The organism is Phycicoccus sp. Root563 (genome assembly GCF_001427915.1).
GTDB lineage: Bacteria > Actinomycetota > Actinomycetes > Actinomycetales > Dermatophilaceae > Pedococcus.
Genome location: NZ_LMGM01000001.1, coordinates 915567 through 932840, shown reverse-complemented (window position 1 = coordinate 932840; position 17274 = coordinate 915567). Strand labels below are relative to the sequence as shown.

At 72.8% G+C, this 17274-nt stretch carries 17 protein-coding genes; 7 read left to right on the top strand and 10 right to left on the bottom strand.

The features are described 5' to 3' along the window. The first annotated feature begins 2 nt into the window (after nucleotides 1-2). Nucleotides 3-1064 carry a LacI family DNA-binding transcriptional regulator gene (locus ASD62_RS04460; protein ID WP_056914930.1) on the top strand — a complete coding sequence of 354 codons (1062 nt, stop codon included), beginning with the start codon at nucleotides 3-5 and terminating at the stop codon, nucleotides 1062-1064. 30 nt (nucleotides 1065-1094) lie between these two features. On the opposite strand, the gene ASD62_RS04455 is transcribed toward ASD62_RS04460, so the two are convergent. The 4 genes from ASD62_RS04455 to ASD62_RS04440 form a co-directional block, all read right to left on the bottom strand. After that, on the bottom strand, nucleotides 1095-1829 hold the full coding sequence (locus ASD62_RS04455; protein ID WP_056914929.1) for a DUF4191 domain-containing protein: 735 nt from the start codon (nucleotides 1827-1829) through the stop codon (nucleotides 1095-1097). 19 nt (nucleotides 1830-1848) lie between these two features. Further along, nucleotides 1849-2886 (bottom strand): lipoyl synthase, encoded by a 1038-nt coding sequence (gene lipA / locus ASD62_RS04450; protein WP_056914928.1) that lies wholly within the window; start codon nucleotides 2884-2886, stop codon nucleotides 1849-1851. Between the two features lie 191 nt (nucleotides 2887-3077). Further along, entirely contained in the window at nucleotides 3078-3713 is a 636-nt protein-coding gene (gene lipB / locus ASD62_RS04445) for a lipoyl(octanoyl) transferase LipB (RefSeq protein WP_056914927.1), read from the bottom strand. 10 nt (nucleotides 3714-3723) lie between these two features. Then, nucleotides 3724-4470 carry a peptidase E gene (locus ASD62_RS04440; RefSeq protein WP_056914926.1) on the bottom strand — a complete coding sequence of 249 codons (747 nt, stop codon included), beginning with the start codon at nucleotides 4468-4470 and terminating at the stop codon, nucleotides 3724-3726. 94 nt (nucleotides 4471-4564) lie between these two features. Here ASD62_RS04440 and ASD62_RS04435 point away from each other — a divergent pair, with 94 nt between their 5' ends. After that, a complete protein-coding gene (locus ASD62_RS04435) occupies nucleotides 4565-6151 on the top strand; it encodes a serine/threonine-protein kinase (RefSeq protein ID WP_056914925.1) in 1587 nt (528 codons plus the stop codon). A gap of 30 nt (nucleotides 6152-6181) precedes the next feature. Here ASD62_RS04435 and ASD62_RS04430 read toward each other — a convergent pair whose 3' ends face one another. From ASD62_RS04430 to lpdA, 3 genes are read right to left on the bottom strand one after another with little or no spacing between them, the layout of a single operon-like run. Next, the gene (locus ASD62_RS04430; protein WP_056914924.1) at nucleotides 6182-7084 is read right to left on the bottom strand and encodes a TIGR01777 family oxidoreductase; all 903 of its coding nucleotides are present in this window, start codon (nucleotides 7082-7084) and stop codon (nucleotides 6182-6184) included. Between the two features lie 26 nt (nucleotides 7085-7110). Continuing rightward, entirely contained in the window at nucleotides 7111-9027 is a 1917-nt protein-coding gene (sucB, locus tag ASD62_RS04425) for a 2-oxoglutarate dehydrogenase, E2 component, dihydrolipoamide succinyltransferase (protein ID WP_056914923.1), read from the bottom strand. A gap of 48 nt (nucleotides 9028-9075) precedes the next feature. Further along, nucleotides 9076-10455, bottom strand: coding sequence for a dihydrolipoyl dehydrogenase (gene lpdA / locus ASD62_RS04420; RefSeq protein WP_056914922.1), 1380 nt, complete (start codon nucleotides 10453-10455; stop codon nucleotides 9076-9078). Nucleotides 10456-10632: 177 nt separating this feature from the next. Between lpdA and ASD62_RS04415 the strand changes: the two genes are divergently transcribed. Next, on the top strand, nucleotides 10633-10968 hold the full coding sequence (locus ASD62_RS04415) for a hypothetical protein (protein ID WP_056914921.1): 336 nt from the start codon (nucleotides 10633-10635) through the stop codon (nucleotides 10966-10968). A gap of 144 nt (nucleotides 10969-11112) precedes the next feature. Then, nucleotides 11113-11328, top strand: coding sequence for a DUF5302 domain-containing protein (locus ASD62_RS04410; protein WP_056914920.1), 216 nt, complete (start codon nucleotides 11113-11115; stop codon nucleotides 11326-11328). A gap of 126 nt (nucleotides 11329-11454) precedes the next feature. Here the strand turns inward: ASD62_RS04410 and ASD62_RS04405 are convergent, their stop codons facing one another. Next, complete coding sequence (locus ASD62_RS04405; protein WP_056914919.1) at nucleotides 11455-12987, bottom strand: leucyl aminopeptidase; 1533 nt, start codon at nucleotides 12985-12987, stop codon at nucleotides 11455-11457. 94 nt (nucleotides 12988-13081) lie between these two features. Between ASD62_RS04405 and gcvT the strand changes: the two genes are divergently transcribed. Both gcvT and ASD62_RS04395 read left to right on the top strand, forming a co-directional pair. After that, nucleotides 13082-14188 carry a glycine cleavage system aminomethyltransferase GcvT gene (gcvT, locus tag ASD62_RS04400; protein ID WP_056914918.1) on the top strand — a complete coding sequence of 369 codons (1107 nt, stop codon included), beginning with the start codon at nucleotides 13082-13084 and terminating at the stop codon, nucleotides 14186-14188. Between the two features lie 17 nt (nucleotides 14189-14205). Further along, nucleotides 14206-14664 (top strand): OsmC family protein, encoded by a 459-nt coding sequence (locus ASD62_RS04395; protein WP_056914917.1) that lies wholly within the window; start codon nucleotides 14206-14208, stop codon nucleotides 14662-14664. A gap of 59 nt (nucleotides 14665-14723) precedes the next feature. Here ASD62_RS04395 and ASD62_RS04390 read toward each other — a convergent pair whose 3' ends face one another. After that, nucleotides 14724-16322 (bottom strand): ABC transporter ATP-binding protein, encoded by a 1599-nt coding sequence (locus tag ASD62_RS04390; RefSeq protein WP_056914916.1) that lies wholly within the window; start codon nucleotides 16320-16322, stop codon nucleotides 14724-14726. An 83-nt stretch (nucleotides 16323-16405) separates the two neighbouring features. Between ASD62_RS04390 and ASD62_RS04385 the strand changes: the two genes are divergently transcribed. Further along, the gene (locus tag ASD62_RS04385; RefSeq protein WP_056914915.1) at nucleotides 16406-16621 is read left to right on the top strand and encodes a hypothetical protein; all 216 of its coding nucleotides are present in this window, start codon (nucleotides 16406-16408) and stop codon (nucleotides 16619-16621) included. A gap of 32 nt (nucleotides 16622-16653) precedes the next feature. Here the strand turns inward: ASD62_RS04385 and ASD62_RS04380 are convergent, their stop codons facing one another. Then, nucleotides 16654-17235 (bottom strand): DUF3043 domain-containing protein, encoded by a 582-nt coding sequence (locus tag ASD62_RS04380; protein WP_056914914.1) that lies wholly within the window; start codon nucleotides 17233-17235, stop codon nucleotides 16654-16656. Between the last annotated feature and the right edge of the window lie 39 nt (nucleotides 17236-17274).

Below are 17274 nucleotides of genomic sequence, written 5' to 3'. Positions count from 1 at the left end.
CCATGACGAACGGCGTGACCACCGGCACGACCAACGGCACGACCAACGGCTCGAGCGGGCAACCCACCCTCGAGGCGGTTGCTGCCCGTGCCGGGGTCGGGCGTGGGACCGTGTCCCGCGTCATCAACGGCTCGCCCCAGGTCTCGGAGCGGACCCGCGTCCGCGTCCTGCGTGCCGTCGACGAGCTCGGGTACGTGCCCAACATGGCGGCGCGCGCCCTCGTGACCCGCCGCACCGGGGCCATCGCGCTGGTCATCTCCGAGTCCGAGGAGCGCATCTTCGGTGAGCCGTTCTTCGCCGGGGTGGTCCGGGGGATCACGACGGTCGTGGGGGAGGCGTCCCGCCAGCTGGTGCTGGCACTGGTGCAGACCCGCGAGCAGGTCGACCGGCTCGACTCCTACCTGACGCCCCAGCACGTCGACGGGGTCCTGATGCTCTCCGCCCACGACGCCGACACGCTGCCGGGGCTGATCCAGGGGCGCGGGCTGCCGATCGTGTTCTGTGGGCGCCCGAACGGGCTCGCGGACGCGAGCTACGTCGACGTCGACAACAGCGGGGGAGCGCGCGACGCGGTGGCGTACCTGCTGTCCCGGGGACGCTCGGTCGTCGGGCACATCGGCGGTCCGCAGGACATGATCGCCGGCCGTGACCGGCTCGAGGGATACCGGGCCGCCGTGGCGACCGCCGGGCACGAGGTCGACGACTCGCTCGTCGAGCTCGGTGACTTCAGCGAGGCCAGTGGCGCCGCCGCCATGCGTGCGCTGCTGGCCCGACGCCCCGACGTGGACGCGGTCTTCGCGGCGAGCGACCCCATGGCCCTCGGAGCGCTGCGGGTGCTGCGGGAGGCCGGGCGCGTGGTGCCGGACGACGTCGCCCTGGTCGGGTTCGACGACGGACCGCTCGCCGAGGTCGCCGAACCACCCCTGACGACCGTGCACCAGCCGATGGAGCAGCTGGGACGCGAGATGGCGACCATGCTGCTGGCCCAGATCGGCCACGGTGACGGCCGCGTCGACGAACAGCTGGTGCTCGACACCGAGCTGGTCGAGCGCGCCTCCACCTGAGCGTCCGGGTCGCCGGTCGGGCCGGCGCGATCAGCGGCCGCGCATGGCCTTGCGGTCGATGCGGGCGCGCTGCGGGTCGATCCCCTTGGGGACGGGCGGGCGCATGCCACCGAGGGACTTGAGCCGCTTGTTGACCGCGGAGACCTCTTCCTTGGTCAGCACGGGCTTCATGCGCGTCATCTTGTTGCTGAGCTTGCGCACCGGCACCTGGTCGGCACCTTCACCGACGACGATCGCGGAGATCGGGACGCCCGGGGCCACCCGCTCGACCTTCTTGCGCTCCTGGGCGATGAGCTTGGTGCGACGGGCGTCCGGACCCTCCGCGACGAGGACGACGCCGGGACGGCCGATCGCGCGGTAGACGAAGGCCGCGCCGTGCATGTCCTCGGGGCGGGTGCCCCGGGCGCCGTCGATGGCCACCGGCTCCTGGGAGAAGAACCAGCCACGACGCAGCGCACCGAGTGCGGCACCGGCCGCACCGGGCTGGCCCTCGAGGCTGGCGTACGCCGCGCGCTCCGCCCGGCGGCTGAGCACGAGCGTGGCGGCGAGCAGCCCGAGCGGGATGCTCAGGACGAGGGCGTACGTCCAGTGACCGACGAGGACACCGATGGTCGTGCCGACCGCGAGGACGGCGACGAACGCGAGCAGCATCCACCACGGGATGGTCGGGTCTGCCTTCCGTGCCGCCGTGAACACCTGGCGGATCTGGGAGAACCGGCCCTGCTTCTTCGGGGTGTCGGACTCTTGCTTCTTCTCGCGGGCCATGGGGGTCAGGATACGGGTGTCAGGCGGGTGCACCCAACGCGGCCGGCGTGCGTGCGGCCACGAGGGAGGCAGCCTCCTGGCGGGCCGGGTCACCCGCGGCGTCGGCGAGGTGCTGGAGGTGCTCGGGGATGTCGCGTCCCCACTTCTTCATCGCGGTCGCCCACAGGCGGCCGGCGCGGTAGGACGACCGCACGAGGGGGCCGGCCATGACGCCCTTGAAGCCCATCTCCTGCGCCACGTCGGACCAGTGCACGAACTCCTCCGGCTTCACCCAGCGGTCGATCGGGTGGTGCAGCTTGGAGGGACGCAGGTACTGCGTGATGGTGAGGATGTCGCAGCCCGCGTCGTGCAGGTCGCGGATGGCCTGCTCGACCTCGTGGTCCTCCTCGCCCATCCCGAGGATGAGGTTGGACTTGGTGACGAGCTCGGCCTCGCGCGCCATCGACAGGACCTGGAGGGACTTGTCGTAGGTGAACGCGGGGCGGATCTGCTTGAAGATGCGCGGCACGGTCTCGAGGTTGTGGGCGAACACCTCGGGCCGGGCGTCGAAGACCTGGCCGACGAGCTCGGGCTTGGCGCCGAAGTCGGGGGGAAGGATCTCCACACCGGTGGTGGGGTTCTTGGCGTGGATCTGGCGGATGGTCTCGGCGTAGAGCCAGGCAGCGCCGTCGGGCTGGTCGTCACGGGCGACACCGGTGACGGTGGAGTAGCGCAGTCCCATCGTGGCGACCGACTCGGCCACGCGGCGCGGCTCGTCGCGGTCGAGCGCCTCGGGGCGGCCGGTGGCGATGTCGCAGAAGTCGCAGCGGCGGGTGCACACGTCACCGCCGATGAGGAAGGTCGCCTCCTTGTCCTCCCAGCACTCGAAGATGTTGGGACAGGCGGCTTCCTGGCAGACCGTGTGCAGACCCTCGGTCTTCACCATGGAGTGCAGCTTCGTGTACTCCGGGCCCATCTTCGCGGTGGTCCGGATCCACTCCGGCTTGCGCTCGATCGGGGTCTGGGCGTTGCGCGCCTCGACGCGCAGCATGCGCCTGCCCTCGGGTGCCACGGTCACAGCAGACTCCCTCGCCTTGCGTTCGGTGCGCCTCCGGCGGCCGGTATGCCGCGGGGCACGGGTGCGCCCGGAGGTCACCGGGCGTCCCTCAAGACTACGTCAGCGCCGTTCGAGGTATTCCGCCACCGTCCTGCGGTGGGGAAATACCTCGATCCGGCGGTGGGGAGAGGGCTGGGTGAAGCCCAATTCGGTCAGGCGGGGGCGAGGACGTCGGCGAGGTGCTTCTCGGCATACGGGAGGACGTCCTGGACGGTGACCACCCGGCCGGTCTCGCGGCTGATCGAGCTCACCCCGGCGTCCTCGATCCCGCAGGCGATGATGTTGTCGGCCCACGAGAGGTCGGCGTCGCAGTTGAGCGCGAAGCCGTGCATCGTCACCTGACGGCTCACGCGCACGCCGATGGCGCCGAGCTTGCGGTCCGGGCCGCGGTCGTCGGCGAGCACCCACACCCCGCTGCGTCCCTCGACCCGCACCGTCTCGACGCCGAACTCGCGACAGGTGCGGATCATCACCTCCTCGAGGCGACGGACGTGGGCGACCACGTCGATCGGCACCCCGTGGAGGCGGACGATGGGGTAGCCGACGAGCTGGCCGGGACCGTGCCACGTGATGAGCCCACCCCGGTCGACGTCGATGACCGGCGTCCCGTCGACGGGACGCTGCTGGGGTTCGGTGCGCTTGCCCGCGGTGTAGACGGCGGCGTGCTCGAGCAGGAGCACGGTGTCCTCGTCGCCGGCGACGACCCCGGCGTGGACCTCGCGCTGGTGGGCCCAGGCCTGCTCGTAGTCGACGAGGTCAGGGGAGAAACCGACGTGCTCGAACCGCATGGCCCCTACGTTACGCCCGCACCGACGGCGCCTTGAGGCGGACCGGCTCGAGGCGCTCCTCGACGGCGGTGTCGCCATCACGGGTGACGAGGTAGGCCCCCTTGCCGTCCGTCTCGGTGACCGCCCCGGCGAGCTCGGTGCCGTGGTAGACGAGGCCGACGCCGTCGTCGGTGCAGTGCGTCGTCGGCAGGGTGCCGTCGGCGACGAGCTGGTGGACCAGCGGGCGGCGGCGCTCCTCGGAGTCGTAGTGGACGCCGTTGCCGTAGGGGAGCAGGGCCAGGCCGTTGGTGACCGCGCGCAGCTCGGGGCCGAACGAGTCGGTGGTGCCGCCGCGGTACCAGCAGATCGAACCGGCCGAGACGCCGGCGAGGACGACGCCCGCGCGCCAGACCCGCTCGAAGATCTCGTCCAGCCCGTGCACCCGCCAGACGGCCAGGAGGTTCGCCACCGAGCCGCCGTTGACCCACACGACGTCCTGCTGAAGGAGGTGGCCCTCGACGTCCTCGACGTTCGGCATCGAGAAGAGGTTGAGGTTGCTCAGGTCGAACCCGGCGTGGCGACCGGCCTCGTCCATCCAGCCGTTGAAGTAGGCCTGGTCCCCTCCGGCGGTGCCGAGGTGGGTGATGCGCGGGGCGCGTCCCTCGGCGCCGGACAGCTCGACCGCGTGGTGCACGAGCGAGTTGAACTCGAGGCGGATGCGGGAGCCGTAGCGGTAGCCACCCGAGGTGGCCAGGATCGTGGGCTGGTCTGCAGGCATGGCCCCGACTCTAGGACGGCTGCTGACGGCTACCCGCGCCCGGGCCTGTGGACAACCGGGAAGGGGGTGCCGCGTCCGTGGCCAGACTGAGGTGGTGGACCCGGACGACGAGACCCGTGCCGACGAGAAGGCGCCACCGCGGGTGCCCGGCTACAGGTTGGGCGCCCGGATCGGGGCCGGTGGCAGCGGTGTCGTGTGGGCGGCCACCCGCGACGGCGACGGGTCGCCGGTGGCGGTCAAGGTCGTCCCGGTCGGTGTGGGCGAGCAGGCGGACGCGGCGGTCCGCGAGCTCGGGGTGCTCGGCCGCGTCGAGGTCGACGGCCTGGTGCGGTTCCACGAGGCGGTGGCGCTCCCCGGCGCGGACCGGCGGGTGGCGCTGGTCCTCGACCACGTGGCCGGCGGGTCGCTGGCCCGGGTGGTCGGGGCTCGCGGGCACCTGAACGTGGGGGAGTCGGTGACCGTCCTGGCACCCGTCGCGCGAACCCTCGCGGGCCTGCACGCGGTCGGGGTGCAGCACGGCGATGTCACGCCGGGCAACGTCCTGCTCGAACGCTCGGGTCGCCCGTTGCTCGCCGACCTCGGGGTGGCCGGGTTCGTCGGTGAGGCGCCGGGGCACGCGGTCGGCACCGCGGGGTTCGTGGCGCCGGAGGTCGTGGACGGCGGTCCCGTCACCCCGGCTGCCGACGTGTATGCCGCGGGGGCCCTGGCCTGGTGGTGCGTCACCGGGCAGGCCCCCGAGCCCGTCTCCTGGCGGCCCCCGCTCGAGACGCTCGCCCCCGAGGTCCCCGACGCGTGGCGGGACGTGACGACGCGCGCGCTCGCGGCCGACCCGGCGGACCGTCCGAGTGCGGCGGAGCTCGCCCTGGCGTGGTTCGACTCGGCGCCCTGCGAACCCGTGCGGCTGGTCGTTGGCACGGACGAGACCTCGTTGCTGACGCAGCGGCTGCGCCGACCACCATCCGACCACGAGGCGGCACCGGGGGTCGCCGCGCCGGTGGAGGTGGGGACGTGGCTGCGGCGGTCGAGGACGTGCCTGGAGCGGCCGAGGACGAGGGCCGGGGTGGCCGGGGCGGGACTGCTGTCGGCGCTCGTGCTGGGGGCCCTGCTGGCGACGGGGGTGGTTCGGTCGCCGGGGTGGCTCGGACCGGGCCGCCCGACGGACGACCCCGCGCGCGTTGCGAGGTCCACGGAGCGCGGGGCGCCGGCGCCCGGCCCGCGAGCGAGCCTCACGGCGCGGACCCCTTCGCCGTCCGTGTCGCCTCGGCACGCGCAACGGGACCACCGGGCGCCGACGCTCGCCCCCCAGGCCCTCGTCCAGGAGCTGGCCACCCTGCGGGCCGAGGTCATGGTCAGCGGCCGCGACGACGACCTGGCCGACCTGGACGCCCCCGGCTCGGCCGCCCTGGACCGCGACACCGCAGACCTGCGCCGGGTCCGCGAGGCCGGGGTGGCCTACGCCGGCGTCCGGCTGACCGTGCGGTCGGCACGTCCCGACACCGTGACCACGCGGTCGGCGACCGTCGAGGCGGTCGTCGACACGGCGGCATACCGGGTCGTGTCGGCGACCGACGCACGGCGGGTGGTGCGCCGCGAGGCGGCGGTGCGGGGGCAGGCCCTGCGGTTCGTCCTGGTGTGGAGCGGGGGGCGCTGGCTGGTCGAACGGGTGGAGGCAGTCGCGTGACGAGTGGCTGGTAGGAGTGGCTGGTGGGTCTCAGGACTGCTGCGCGAGCACCCAGCGCAGGGCGGAGGCGATGTCGGGGTCGCGGTGGGTGAAGCCGGAGGCGGTGAGTCGCTGAGCGACGACCCGCTTGCTCGTGAGGATCTCGTCGGAGAAGCCCCCGAGCACGAGCTTGATGCCGAAGGCGGGCGCCGGGAAGATCGCCGGCCGGTGGATCTGGCGGCCCAGGGCCCTGGCGATGTCGATCTGGCGATCGGGGGTGGGGGCCACGAGGTTGACCGGACCCTCGACCTCGGGGTGGTCGACGAGGTGGGCGAGCCCGGCGACGGTGTCGCGCAGGGAGATCCACGGCCACCACTGACGGCCGTTGCCCAGCGGGCCGTTGATGCCGAGGCGGGCCAGCGGCAGCATGCGGGACAGGGCGCCGCCCTCGGGGGAGAGCACGATCCCGGTGCGCGGGTGGGCCACCGAGAGGCCTGCGTCGCGGGCAGGGTCCGCGGCTGCCTCCCAGGCGCGGACGACCTCGCTGAGGAAACCGCCGCCCAGGGGGGAGTCCTCGGTGAGGACCTCGTCACCCCGGTCGCCGTAGACACCGACCGCCGACCCACTGACGAGGCGCACGGGCTCGCCGAGGTCGGCCAGCGCCGTGGCGATCGTCGTGGTGCCGTCGACGCGCGAGCCGAGGATCTGCTGCTGGTAGGAGGGGGTCCAGCGGTGGTCGCCGACCCCGGCCCCGGCGAGGTGCACGACGGCCGTCACGCCCGAGAGCGCCGCGGGGTCGAGCAGCCGGGCGGCGGGGTCCCAGCGGACCTCGTCGGGTTGTTCGGGCGCCCGACGGACCAGGCGCACCACCTCGTCGCCCCGCTCGCGCAGGAACGCCGACAGCGCGCTGCCGATGAGGCCGGTGGAACCGGTGACGGCAACGCGCTGCGGCATGAGTGCTCCTGGTGAGGTGGGGAAGGTCAGAGCCCGAGGTCGGACTCGAACCCGCCCTCCTCGAGACGCGTCTTCATCGTGGTGAGGAAGCGCGCGGCATCGGCACCGTCGACGACCCGGTGGTCGTACGACAGGGCCAGGTAGACCATCGACCGGACCGCGATCGTCTCGCCGCCGTCACCGTCGGACACCACGACCGGGCGCTTGACGACCGCGCCGGTGCCGAGGATGGCGACGTTGGGCTGGTTGATGATCGGGGTGTCGAACAGGGCGCCCCGGCTGCCGGTGTTGGTCAGCGTGAAGGTGCCGCCGCCGAGCTCGTCCGGGCCGATCTTGTTGGTGCGGGTGCGCTCGGCGAGGTCGGCGATCTTGCGGGCCAGCCCGGCGATGTTGAGGTCGCCGGCGTCCTTGATGACCGGGACGAGGAGGCCACGCTCGGTGTCGACGGCCACACCGAGGTTCTCGGTGCCGTGGTAGGTCACCTCGGTGCCCTCGACGCTGGAGTTCACCGACGGGTGGGCCTTGAGCGCCTCGACGGCCGCGAGGGCGAAGAACGGCAGGAAGCTGAGCTTGGTGCCCTCGCGCTGTGCGAACTCGTTCTTGGCCTTGGCCCGCAGCCGCGCGATCTTCGTGACGTCGACCTCGACCACCGTGGTCAGCTGGGCCGAGACCTGGAGTGACTCGACCATGCGCTTGGCGATGGTCTGGCGCAGCCGGGACATCTTCTCCGTGGTGCCGCGCTTCGGCGAGACCGAGGCCGAGCCCGATGCCGGGGCCGCCGACGAGGTCGACGCCGCGGGAGCGGCAGCAGGGGCAGCAGCCGCCGGGGCGGGAGCCGCCGCGGCCTTGGCAGCCTCCTCGGCAGCCTTGGCGGCGTCGAGCACGTCCTGCTTGCGGATACGGCCACCGACGCCGGTCCCCTTGAGGGAGCCGAGGTCGACCTTGTTCTCGGCCGCGAGCTTGCGCACGAGCGGTGTGACGTAGGCGGACGCGTCCTGGCTGTCGCCCGACGACTGCGCAGCGGGTGCGGACTCGGGGGCGGCAGCAGCCTGCGGCGCAGGAGCAGCGGGGGCCTCCTGCTCGGGGGCCTCCTCCTTGGGAGCCTCCTGCTGGGGAGCCTCCTGCTTCGGCGCCTCGGGCTCGGGAGCGGGTTCCGGCTTGGACTCCTCCTTCGGGGCCTCGGCCTCCTTGGGGGCCTCGGCGGGCGTGCTGTCGCCCGAACCGCCGGACGAGCCGGAGCCGCCGATGATGGCGAGCTCGCCACCGACGGGGACGGTGTCGTCCTCCTGGACGAGGATCTTGGTGAGCGTGCCGGCGACCGGCGAGGGGATCTCGGTGTCGACCTTGTCGGTGGAGACCTCGAGCAGCGGCTCGTCGACCTCGACGGTGTCGCCCTCGGCCTTGAGCCAGCGGGTGACGGTGCCCTCGGTGACGGACTCGCCGAGCGCCGGCATGGTGACCGTCTCACCCGAACCAGAGCCACCCGAACCAGAGCCACCACCGTCGGAGGAACCACCGTCGGAGGACCCGCTGGCCGCAGCGGCCTCGGGCTCGGAGGTGGACTCCTGCGGCGCCTGCTCGGTCGAGGGAGCCTCGGCCGGCGGCTCGTCGGACTCCGCCGACGCCTGCTCGGCGGAGGCCTGCTCGCCCGCGTCCTGCCCGGCGTCGCCGGACTGGTCGCCGGAGTCGCTGCTTGCGCTGTCGCTGCCGTCACCGATGACGGCGAGGTCGGCGCCGACGGGGACGGTGTCGTCCTCGTTCGCCAGGATCTCCTGGAGGACACCCGCGACGGGCGAGGGGATCTCCGTGTCGACCTTGTCGGTGGAGACCTCCAGCAGCGGCTCGTCGACCTCGACGGTGTCGCCGACGTTCTTCAGCCAGCGCGTCACGGTGCCTTCGGTGACCGACTCACCCAGGGCCGGCATGGTCACGCGTTCAGACATGTCCCTCTATCTCCTTGTTTCGTGTTCGCTGGCGGATCAGCAGTGCGTCTAGGTGTGGGCGTGCAGGGGCTTGCCGGCGAGCGCCAGGTGCGCCTCACCGAGGGACTCGTTCTGGGTCGGGTGGGCGTGGATCAGCCCGGCGACGTCGGAGGGGAGCGCCTCCCAGTTGTAGATGAGCTGCGCCTCGCCGATCTGCTCACCCATGCGGGCGCCGATCATGTGGATGCCCACGACGGGACCGTCCTTCTCGCGCACCAGCTTCACGAACCCCTGCGTCTGCAGGATCTGCGACTTGCCGTTGCCGCCGAGGTTGTACTCGTACGTCTCGACCTCGCCGTACTTCTCGGCCGCCTGCTTCTCGGTGAGGCCGACCGAGGCGATCTCGGGGTCGCAGTAGGTGACTCGCGGGATGCCGAGCTCGTCGATGACGGCCGGGGCCAGTCCCGCGATCTCCTCGGCGACGAAGATGCCCTGGGCGAACCCACGGTGGGCGAGCTGCAGCCCGGGGACGATGTCGCCGACGGCGTAGACACCCTCCACGCCGGTGCGCAGGCGCTCGTCGGTGGTGACGAAACCACGGTCGAGGGTGACGCCGGCCTCGGCATACCCGAGGCCCTCGGTGACGGGCCCACGGCCGACGGCGACGAGGAGCAGGTCGGCCTCGATGGTGGCGCCGTCCTCGAGCGAGACGGTCACGGTGTCGCCCGACTGCGTCGCGCCCGCGAACCTGACCCCGGTCCGGAACGCGATCTTGCGCTTGCGGAACGAGCGCTCGAGCGTCTTGGAGACGGCCTCGTCCTCGGCGGCGACGAGCCGGGGAAGCGCCTCGACGATGGTGACCTCGGAACCGAACGAACGGAACACCGACGCGAACTCGACCCCGATGACGCCGCCACCGAGGACGACGACGCGCGGCGGTACGAAGTCCAGCGCCAGGGCCTGCTCGCTGGTCATGATCCGACCGCCGATCTCCAGGCCGGGCAACGACTTCGCGTACGAGCCGGTGGCGAGGACGACGTTGCGGCCGCGGACCCTACGGCCGTCGACCTCGACGGTGGAGCGGTCGACCAGGCGCCCGGCGCCCTCGACCAGCTCGATCTTGTGGGCCTTGGCCAGACCCTGCAGGCCCTTGTAGAGGCGCGCGATGACGCCGTCCTTGTAGGCGTTGACGCCGGACATGTCGACCGACTCGAAGGTCGACTTCACGCCGAACTGCGCACCCTCACGGGCGGTGTCGGCGACCTCGGCCGCGTGCAGGAGCGCCTTGGTCGGGATGCACCCGACGTGCAGGCAGGTGCCACCGAGCTTGTCCTTCTCGACGAGTGCGACGCTCAGTCCGAGCTCGGCCGCACGGAACGCGCAGGCGTAGCCGCCACTTCCTCCACCCAGGATGACTACATCGAAGATGGTCTCGGCGTCAGCCGACATGCTCGCTCCCTCGCGTCGTGGGCACTGGGTGGTCCTCGTCGACGGTGGAGCGGCCAGGTCGTGACCAGCCCGGGATCGACACAGTGCATCTTGTCACTGTTTGGAGTGCGGGGCGCAAGCAGGTCCACGTCCGTGCAATGGCAGCAGTTGCACAGTCCGTCCCCCTATCGTTGGGTCATGGCGTGGTGGAAGCGGGGACACAAGGGCTCCGGACGTGGTCCGTCCGACGGACCCAACATGGCGGTGGACCAGCAGGCGGTGCGCAAGCACTTCGCCGACTTCACCCAGAGTCGTCGCGGGGTCGAGGCCTACGTCGAGCCACCCACCAACGTCACGGCGACGACGGTGATCCTCATCGCGCACGACGGCGAGTGGACTCGTCGTGCGGCCGGTTCCCGGCAGGCAGCCTTCGACCTGGCAGGGAGCCTGGGCGTCCCGGTGTACGACGTGCTCCAGACCGGGTACCCCAACCGCATGCGGGAGTGGAACTCCCGCCAGCGCAAGAAGGACTGACGCGCCATACCGGTGGCGTCGCGAGGCACGACGCGCGCTCGACCCGACGGGATATGCGGTGGTGCCCCCCGGAGCCGGGATGCGAAGGTTGACCCACGGCGGGTCCGCACGCGGCCCGCGCCGCACGAGCAGCAGGAGGGCACGATGGCCAAGTCCGACGGTGCGAAGTCCCAGGGGTCCCAGGGATCCACGGGGCCCAGCGAGGAGATGAAGCGCAAGTTCCGCGAGGCCCTGGACAAGAAGCAGTCGCACGCAGGGCGCGACGTGTCCGATGACAGCGAGCACGGCAAGGTCGACCACGCCCAGGGCGCGGCGACGAGCGCGACGCAGCAGATGTTCCGGCGCAAGAGCGGTGGCTGAGGCGGCTCGACCGCACTGCTGATCCACGCCTGGATATATCTGCAGAGGGGCCCGTCCGATCCGGACGGGCCCCTCTGCGCTGTCGGTATGACGGGTGGCCGGCATGCCGGTCACCCGTCCGCCGCGTCAGCCGGCGTAGCCCTCCACGAGCGACAGCAGGGTCGCGACGCCGTAGCCGGTCGCGCCCTTCGGCGTGTAGCCGTAGGGCGCGCCCTCGTTGAATGACGGGCCGGCGATGTCGACGTGGGCCCACGGGGTGCCCTCCTCGACGAACTCACTGAGGAACAGGCCGGCCGTGAGCATGCCGCCCCAGCGCTCGCCCTTGTGGGAGAGGTCGGCGACCGCGGACTCGAGCTGCGAGCGCAGGTCGCTCGGCAGCGGCATCGGCCAGGCGGCCTCGCCCGATCCGTCGGCGGCGGCGCGGACCCGGTCGCGGAAGGCGTCGTCGTTGGCCATGATCCCGGCGACCCGGCCACCGAGGGCCACCATCTGCGCGCCGGTGAGGGTGGCGATGTCGACGATGGCGTCGGGGTTCGCCTCGCCCGCGAGGACGAGGCCGTCACCGAGCACCATGCGGCCCTCGGCGTCCGTGTCGAGGATCTCGACCGTGGTGCCGTTCCGCATCGTCACGACGTCGCCGGGACGCTGCGCGCTGCCGCTCGGCATGTTCTCGGCGAGGCACAGGTAGCCGGTCACCGTGACGGGCAGGCCCAGCTCGGCGGCCGCGAACACGGTCGCCGCGACGGCCGCCGCTCCGGCCATGTCGGACTTCATGGTGAGCATGGAGGCCGGGGGCTTGATGCACAGGCCGCCGGAGTCGAAGGTGATGCCCTTGCCGACGAGCGCGACCGAGTGCCGGGCGCCGGCGGGGGCCCACGTCAGGGTGACGATGCGGGGCGGGTTGACCGAGCCCTGGCCGACGCCGACGATCCCGCCGAAGCCGCCCTTCTCGAGCGCCTTCTCGTCCAGCACCTTGATGGTGACCTTGGCCTTGGCGGCGGTGTTGCGCGCCTTGACCGAGTCGGCGAACGACTGCGGGAAGAGGACGTTCGGCGGGGTGTTGACCAGGTCGCGGGCGTAGGCCTTGGCGTCCGCGAGCACCGCGGCGCGGGTCGCCGCCGCCTTGACGGCCTTGAGCCGCGCGTCGGCGGTGACCACCGTGATCGTGGTGACACCCTCGTCCTTCGCCGCGGCCTTGGTGCCCTTCGCACGGGAGGCCTTCACCGGACCGCGGATCCCGCGGTAGTGGTAGGCACCCAGCGCTGCGCCCTCGGCGACCGCCGCGACCGACTCGACGCCGGAGGCGGGCAGCGCCACGACGACCTTGCCGGCCTTCTTCACGGAGCGGACGGCGGCGCCGGCGGCGCGGCGCAGGACCTCCGCGTCGAACGACGTGGTGCGGGCGGTGGCGGAGCCGAGACCGGTGAGCACGACGCGCGGGGCGGCGACCGAGGGCACCGCGGCGAGGGTGAGGACCTCCTCGGGCTTGCCGGTCGCGTGCAGGGCCGCGAGCTGCGCGGCCACGTGGGCGGCGGCGTCGCGGGGGAGCCCGTGGCCGGCGGCGAGGGCCGCGGAGCCGGAGTCGTCGACCGTGCCGAGCACGACGACGTCGGCCTTGAGGTCGTGGGCGGATCGGTCGGAAACGTTGACGGTGGTCACGTTCGCATCCTTCGTGTGGTGTGGGTTTGGCCCTGCTTGCGCAGGATATCCGTGCCGGCGGGGGTCCGCGGCACGGGGCGGTAGCGTTCGGCCCATGAGCGACGCAGCCCTGAAGACCTCCCCCCTGCACGACCGGCACGTGGCGCTGGGCGCCAAGATGGCCGACTTCGGTGGCTGGGAGATGCCGATCGAGTACCCCGGAGGCGGCGTCGTCCGCGAGCACACCGCGGTGCGGTCGTCCGTCGGGATCTTCGACGTGTCGCACCTGGGCAAGGCCCGCGTCTCGGGTCCGGGGGCCCGCGACTTCGTCAACTCCTGCCTGACGAACGACCTCGGCCGGATCCACGAGGGCAAGGCGCAGTACACCCTGTGCTGCGACGAGAACGGCGGTGTCGTCGACGACCTCATCGCCTACCTGCGCAGCGACGAGGACGTCTTCCTCATCCCGAACGCCGCCAACACCGCCGAGGTGGTCCGCCGCCTGGCCGACGCCGCCCCCGAGGGCATCGTGGTGGAGGACCTGCACGAGTCCTACGGCGTCATCGCCGTCCAGGGCACCAGGTCGGACGAGGTGCTCGACGCGCTCGGCCTGCCGACCGGGCACGAGTACATGTCCTTCGTCGAGACCGACTGGAACGGCCTGCCCGTCATCGTGTGCCGCACCGGCTACACCGGCGAGCGCGGCTACGAGCTCGTCCCCGCGTGGGACGTCGCCGCCCAGCTCTGGGACGCCCTCACCGAGGCGGCTGCCCCCTATGACGGGCTGCCCTGCGGCCTGGGCGCTCGCGACACCCTCCGGACCGAGATGGGGTACGCCCTGCACGGCCACGAGCTCTCCACCGAGATCACGCCCGTCCAGGCGCGTGTCGGCTGGGCGGTCGGCTGGAAGAAGGACGCCTTCTGGGGCAAGGACGCGCTGGTCGCCGAGAAGGCGGCCGGCCCCGAGCGGGTGGCGTGGGGCCTGCTCGCGACCGGCCGCGGCATACCGCGGGCGCAGTGTGCGGTGAAGGTGGACGGTGCGGTCGTCGGCGAGGTCACGTCCGGGACGTTCAGCCCGACCCTGAAGAACGGCATCGCGCTCGCCCTCCTCAAGCCGACGGTCGCCGAGGGCGACGACGTCGTCATCGACGTCCGCGGGCGCGAGGTCACCGCCACCGTGGTCAAGCCGCCGTTCGTGACGGTCGACGTCCGCGAGGGCTGACGGGAGGGGGGGCCGGTATGGCGTCGCACGAGTACCGCGCGCAGGTCCGGTGGGACGGCTCCACCGGTGTCGGCTACCGCGACTACCCGCGGGCGCACTCGGCGTTCCTGCCGCCGGCGACCGACGGGCTCGACCTGTCGGCCGACCCACACTTCCGCGGCGACGCGGACCTGCCCAACCCCGAGCAGCTGCTCGTCCTCGCTGCCTCGTCCTGCCAGCTGCTGTCGTTCCTCGCGGTGGCGGCCAGGGCGAAGGTCGACGTCGTCGGGTACGCCGACGAGGCGACGGGGGAGATGCCGCAGGACGTGACGCCGCAGCGGATCACCCGCATCGTGCTGCGGCCCGTGGTCACCGTGGCCGGGACGGTCACCGACGAGGAGGTCGAGCGGTTGCTGCACGAGGCGCACGAGCAGTGCTACATCGCCAACTCGCTGACCACCGACGTCGTCGTCGAGGCCGAGGTCCGTCGCGCCTGACCCCCGGCGCGCCTGACCCCGCCCGCGGGCGCCCCTGCCGTGACCACTGCCGAGCCCCGTCAGGGGCGGGCGAGCGCCGCGACGAGCGAGGCGACCGTGAGGTACGGCGCCGGGCGCACGACCTTGGCGACCTGCGGGGCGAATGCGGGGGAGTCGAGCAGCACGGTCACCGCCGCACCGTCGGCCACGACCTCGCCCTCGGCGAGGACGATGACGCGGTCGGCCACCTCGGCCGCGAGCTCGACGTCGTGGGTGGCGACGAGCACGGCGACGCCGCGTGCGGCGAGCTCGCGCAGGACGCCCACCAGCCGGGCCTTGGCGCCGTAGTCCAGGCCCCGGGTGGGCTCGTCGAGCAACGTCAACGGTGCCCGGCGGGCCAGGACGGTGGCGAGGGACAACGCCATGCGCTGGCCCTGGGAGAGGGCGCTGACCGGACCGTCGGGCGCCGCCCCCGGTGCCAGCCGCGCGAACACCTCGGCACTCCCGTCCACGGCCGCCAGAACCGCGGACACGGGGCCGTCGGCGTCGGCCCCGACGAGGGCGGCCACCGTGGCTGCCGGGTCCTGGGTCGACAGCGCGACGGCTCCGGCGCCGTCGTGGCGCACGCGTCCCGTCGACGGCCGCAGGTCGCGCGCCAGGGCGTGCAGGAGGGTCGACTTCCCGGCGCCGTTGCGGCCCATCAGGGCGACGACCTCGCCGCGGGCGAGGGCCAGGTCCACCCCGCGCAGGGCGACGGTGTCGCCGCGCAACACCCCGAGGCCGCGGGCCTCGACCAGGGGCGACGGCCCGCCCGGGGCCGGACGCCCCGCCGGGGCCGCGGGCGACCCGACGAGCGGTGGCCCGTGGGTGGACGAGCCGTCGAGGGAGCCCCGCAGGTCTCGGGCCGCGCGACGGGCGTCCCGCACGGACAGGGGCAACGGGTCCCAGCCGAGGTTGCGACCCAGGTCGACCAGCGGCGGGTGGATGGCCGAGCGGGCCATCGCGTCGGCGGTGTCGAGCAACGGGCTGACGACGCCGTCGCCGACCAGCAGCACGGCGTCGGCGTGGTGGACGACCCGTTCGAGGCGGTGCTCGGAGACGAGGACGGTGACGCCGACGTCGTGCACCAGCCGGTGCAGCGTGGCGAGGACGTCCTCCGCCGCCACGGGGTCGAGCGCCGAGGTCGGTTCGTCGAGGACCAGCACCCGGGGACCGGTCACGAGGGCTGCGGCGATCGCCACCCGTTGCTGCTCGCCCCCGGAGAGGTCGACGAGGCGACGGCTGCGCAACGGGGTGAGCCCGAGCAGGTCGAGGGTCTCCTCGATGCGGCGCTCGCCACCGTGCGGGTCGCCCGCCGACGCGCTCACGTGGCGCCCGACCTCGGCCTCGACGGTGTCGGTGGAGAACCCCGTCGCCAGGTCCTGCGGCACCCACCCGACGAGGGCGGACAGCGTCGTCTGGTCGCAGGTGCGCGGGTCCGTCCCGTCGACGTCGACCCGGCCCGCCGTCACGGCGGTGCGGGCGTGCCCGACGTCGGCGAGGGTGCGCAGGAGGGTCGTCTTGCCCGACCCCGTGGGGCCGACGACGAGCACGAGCTCACCCTCGGGGACGCTCACGGTGACGTCCCGCAGGGCCTGCTGCGCGCCATACGCCAGGCGCACACCCTCGAGGACGATCACAGTGCCCGACCGTTGCACCGGCGCCCACGGGTGTCAAAGCCGCCCCCGGGCGTGCTGTCGCGGCAGCCGCCTACAGTGGCGCCATGAGCGAAGCGTGGACGTGGACCTATCTCGACGCCGATGGCAAGGAGCTGACCGGCGAGGAGCTCGTGACGACGGCGTTCCCGTCCCAGTCCGACGCGGAGAACTGGTTCGGCGAGAGCTGGCACGAGCTCGGCGACGCGGGGGTCGACGCCGTCGTCCTGCACCACGAGGGCGTCGTCGTCTACGGGCCGATGAGCCTGCGCGCCGCCGAGTAGGGGGCGACCCAGGTCAGCCGACCGGGGAACCGTCAGGCCGGGTACTCGCCGCGCTTGGCGAGGGCGCGCGGCATGCGCGAGCGACGGATCTGGAAGCCGCGCATCACGGCGTACATGGCCAGCCCGCGGCCGACCTTGTCGGCACCGAACTTCGCCACGAGCTTCTTCTTCAGGCCCCGCCACATGAACCACGAGTCGATCGCGGCGGCGAGCAGGAGGCCGTAGACGCCGACCGAGACGATGAGGAAGACCGCCGGCACGCGCACGAACGACAGCGCCAGCACGAGGATCATCACCGGGAGCATGAACTCGCCGACGTTCCAGCGGGCGTCGACGTGGTCGCGGATGTAGCGGCGGACCGGACCCTTGTCACGGGCCGGGAGGTGGGCGTCGTCGCCGGTCGCCATGGCCTGGCGCTGCAGGAGCTGGGCCTCGCGCCGCTTGGCGCGGTCGAGGTTCTTGGCCTCCTTGCGGTCGGCGACGACCAGCGGGCGACGGTTGGCCGCCTCCTGGTCCCTGCGCTTGGGCGTGGGCCGGTTCTTGGCGCCCTCGCGGTGCTCGCGCGCGATGGTCTCGGCCTGCTGGTCGTTGAGGGTCTTGCTGCGTCCAAACACGTGCTCACTGTATGCCGTGCGCCTCGGTTCCCCGGAATC

Coding starts and splice junctions, on each gene's coding strand:
- ASD62_RS04460 (WP_056914930.1), top strand. CDS start 3: ATGACGAACGGCGTGACCACCGGCACGACCAACGGCACGACCAACGGC.
- ASD62_RS04455 (WP_056914929.1), bottom strand. CDS start 1,829: ATGGCCCGCGAGAAGAAGCAAGAGTCCGACACCCCGAAGAAGCAGGGC.
- lipB (WP_056914927.1), bottom strand. CDS start 3,713: ATGCGGTTCGAGCACGTCGGTTTCTCCCCTGACCTCGTCGACTACGAG.
- ASD62_RS04440 (WP_056914926.1), bottom strand. CDS start 4,470: ATGCCTGCAGACCAGCCCACGATCCTGGCCACCTCGGGTGGCTACCGC.
- ASD62_RS04430 (WP_056914924.1), bottom strand. CDS start 7,084: ATGCCGCAGCGCGTTGCCGTCACCGGTTCCACCGGCCTCATCGGCAGC.
- sucB (WP_056914923.1), bottom strand. CDS start 9,027: ATGTCTGAACGCGTGACCATGCCGGCCCTGGGTGAGTCGGTCACCGAA.
- lpdA (WP_056914922.1), bottom strand. CDS start 10,455: ATGTCGGCTGACGCCGAGACCATCTTCGATGTAGTCATCCTGGGTGGA.
- ASD62_RS04415 (WP_056914921.1), top strand. CDS start 10,633: ATGGCGTGGTGGAAGCGGGGACACAAGGGCTCCGGACGTGGTCCGTCC.
- ASD62_RS04410 (WP_056914920.1), top strand. CDS start 11,113: ATGGCCAAGTCCGACGGTGCGAAGTCCCAGGGGTCCCAGGGATCCACG.
- gcvT (WP_056914918.1), top strand. CDS start 13,082: ATGAGCGACGCAGCCCTGAAGACCTCCCCCCTGCACGACCGGCACGTG.
- ASD62_RS04395 (WP_056914917.1), top strand. CDS start 14,206: ATGGCGTCGCACGAGTACCGCGCGCAGGTCCGGTGGGACGGCTCCACC.
- ASD62_RS04385 (WP_056914915.1), top strand. CDS start 16,406: ATGAGCGAAGCGTGGACGTGGACCTATCTCGACGCCGATGGCAAGGAG.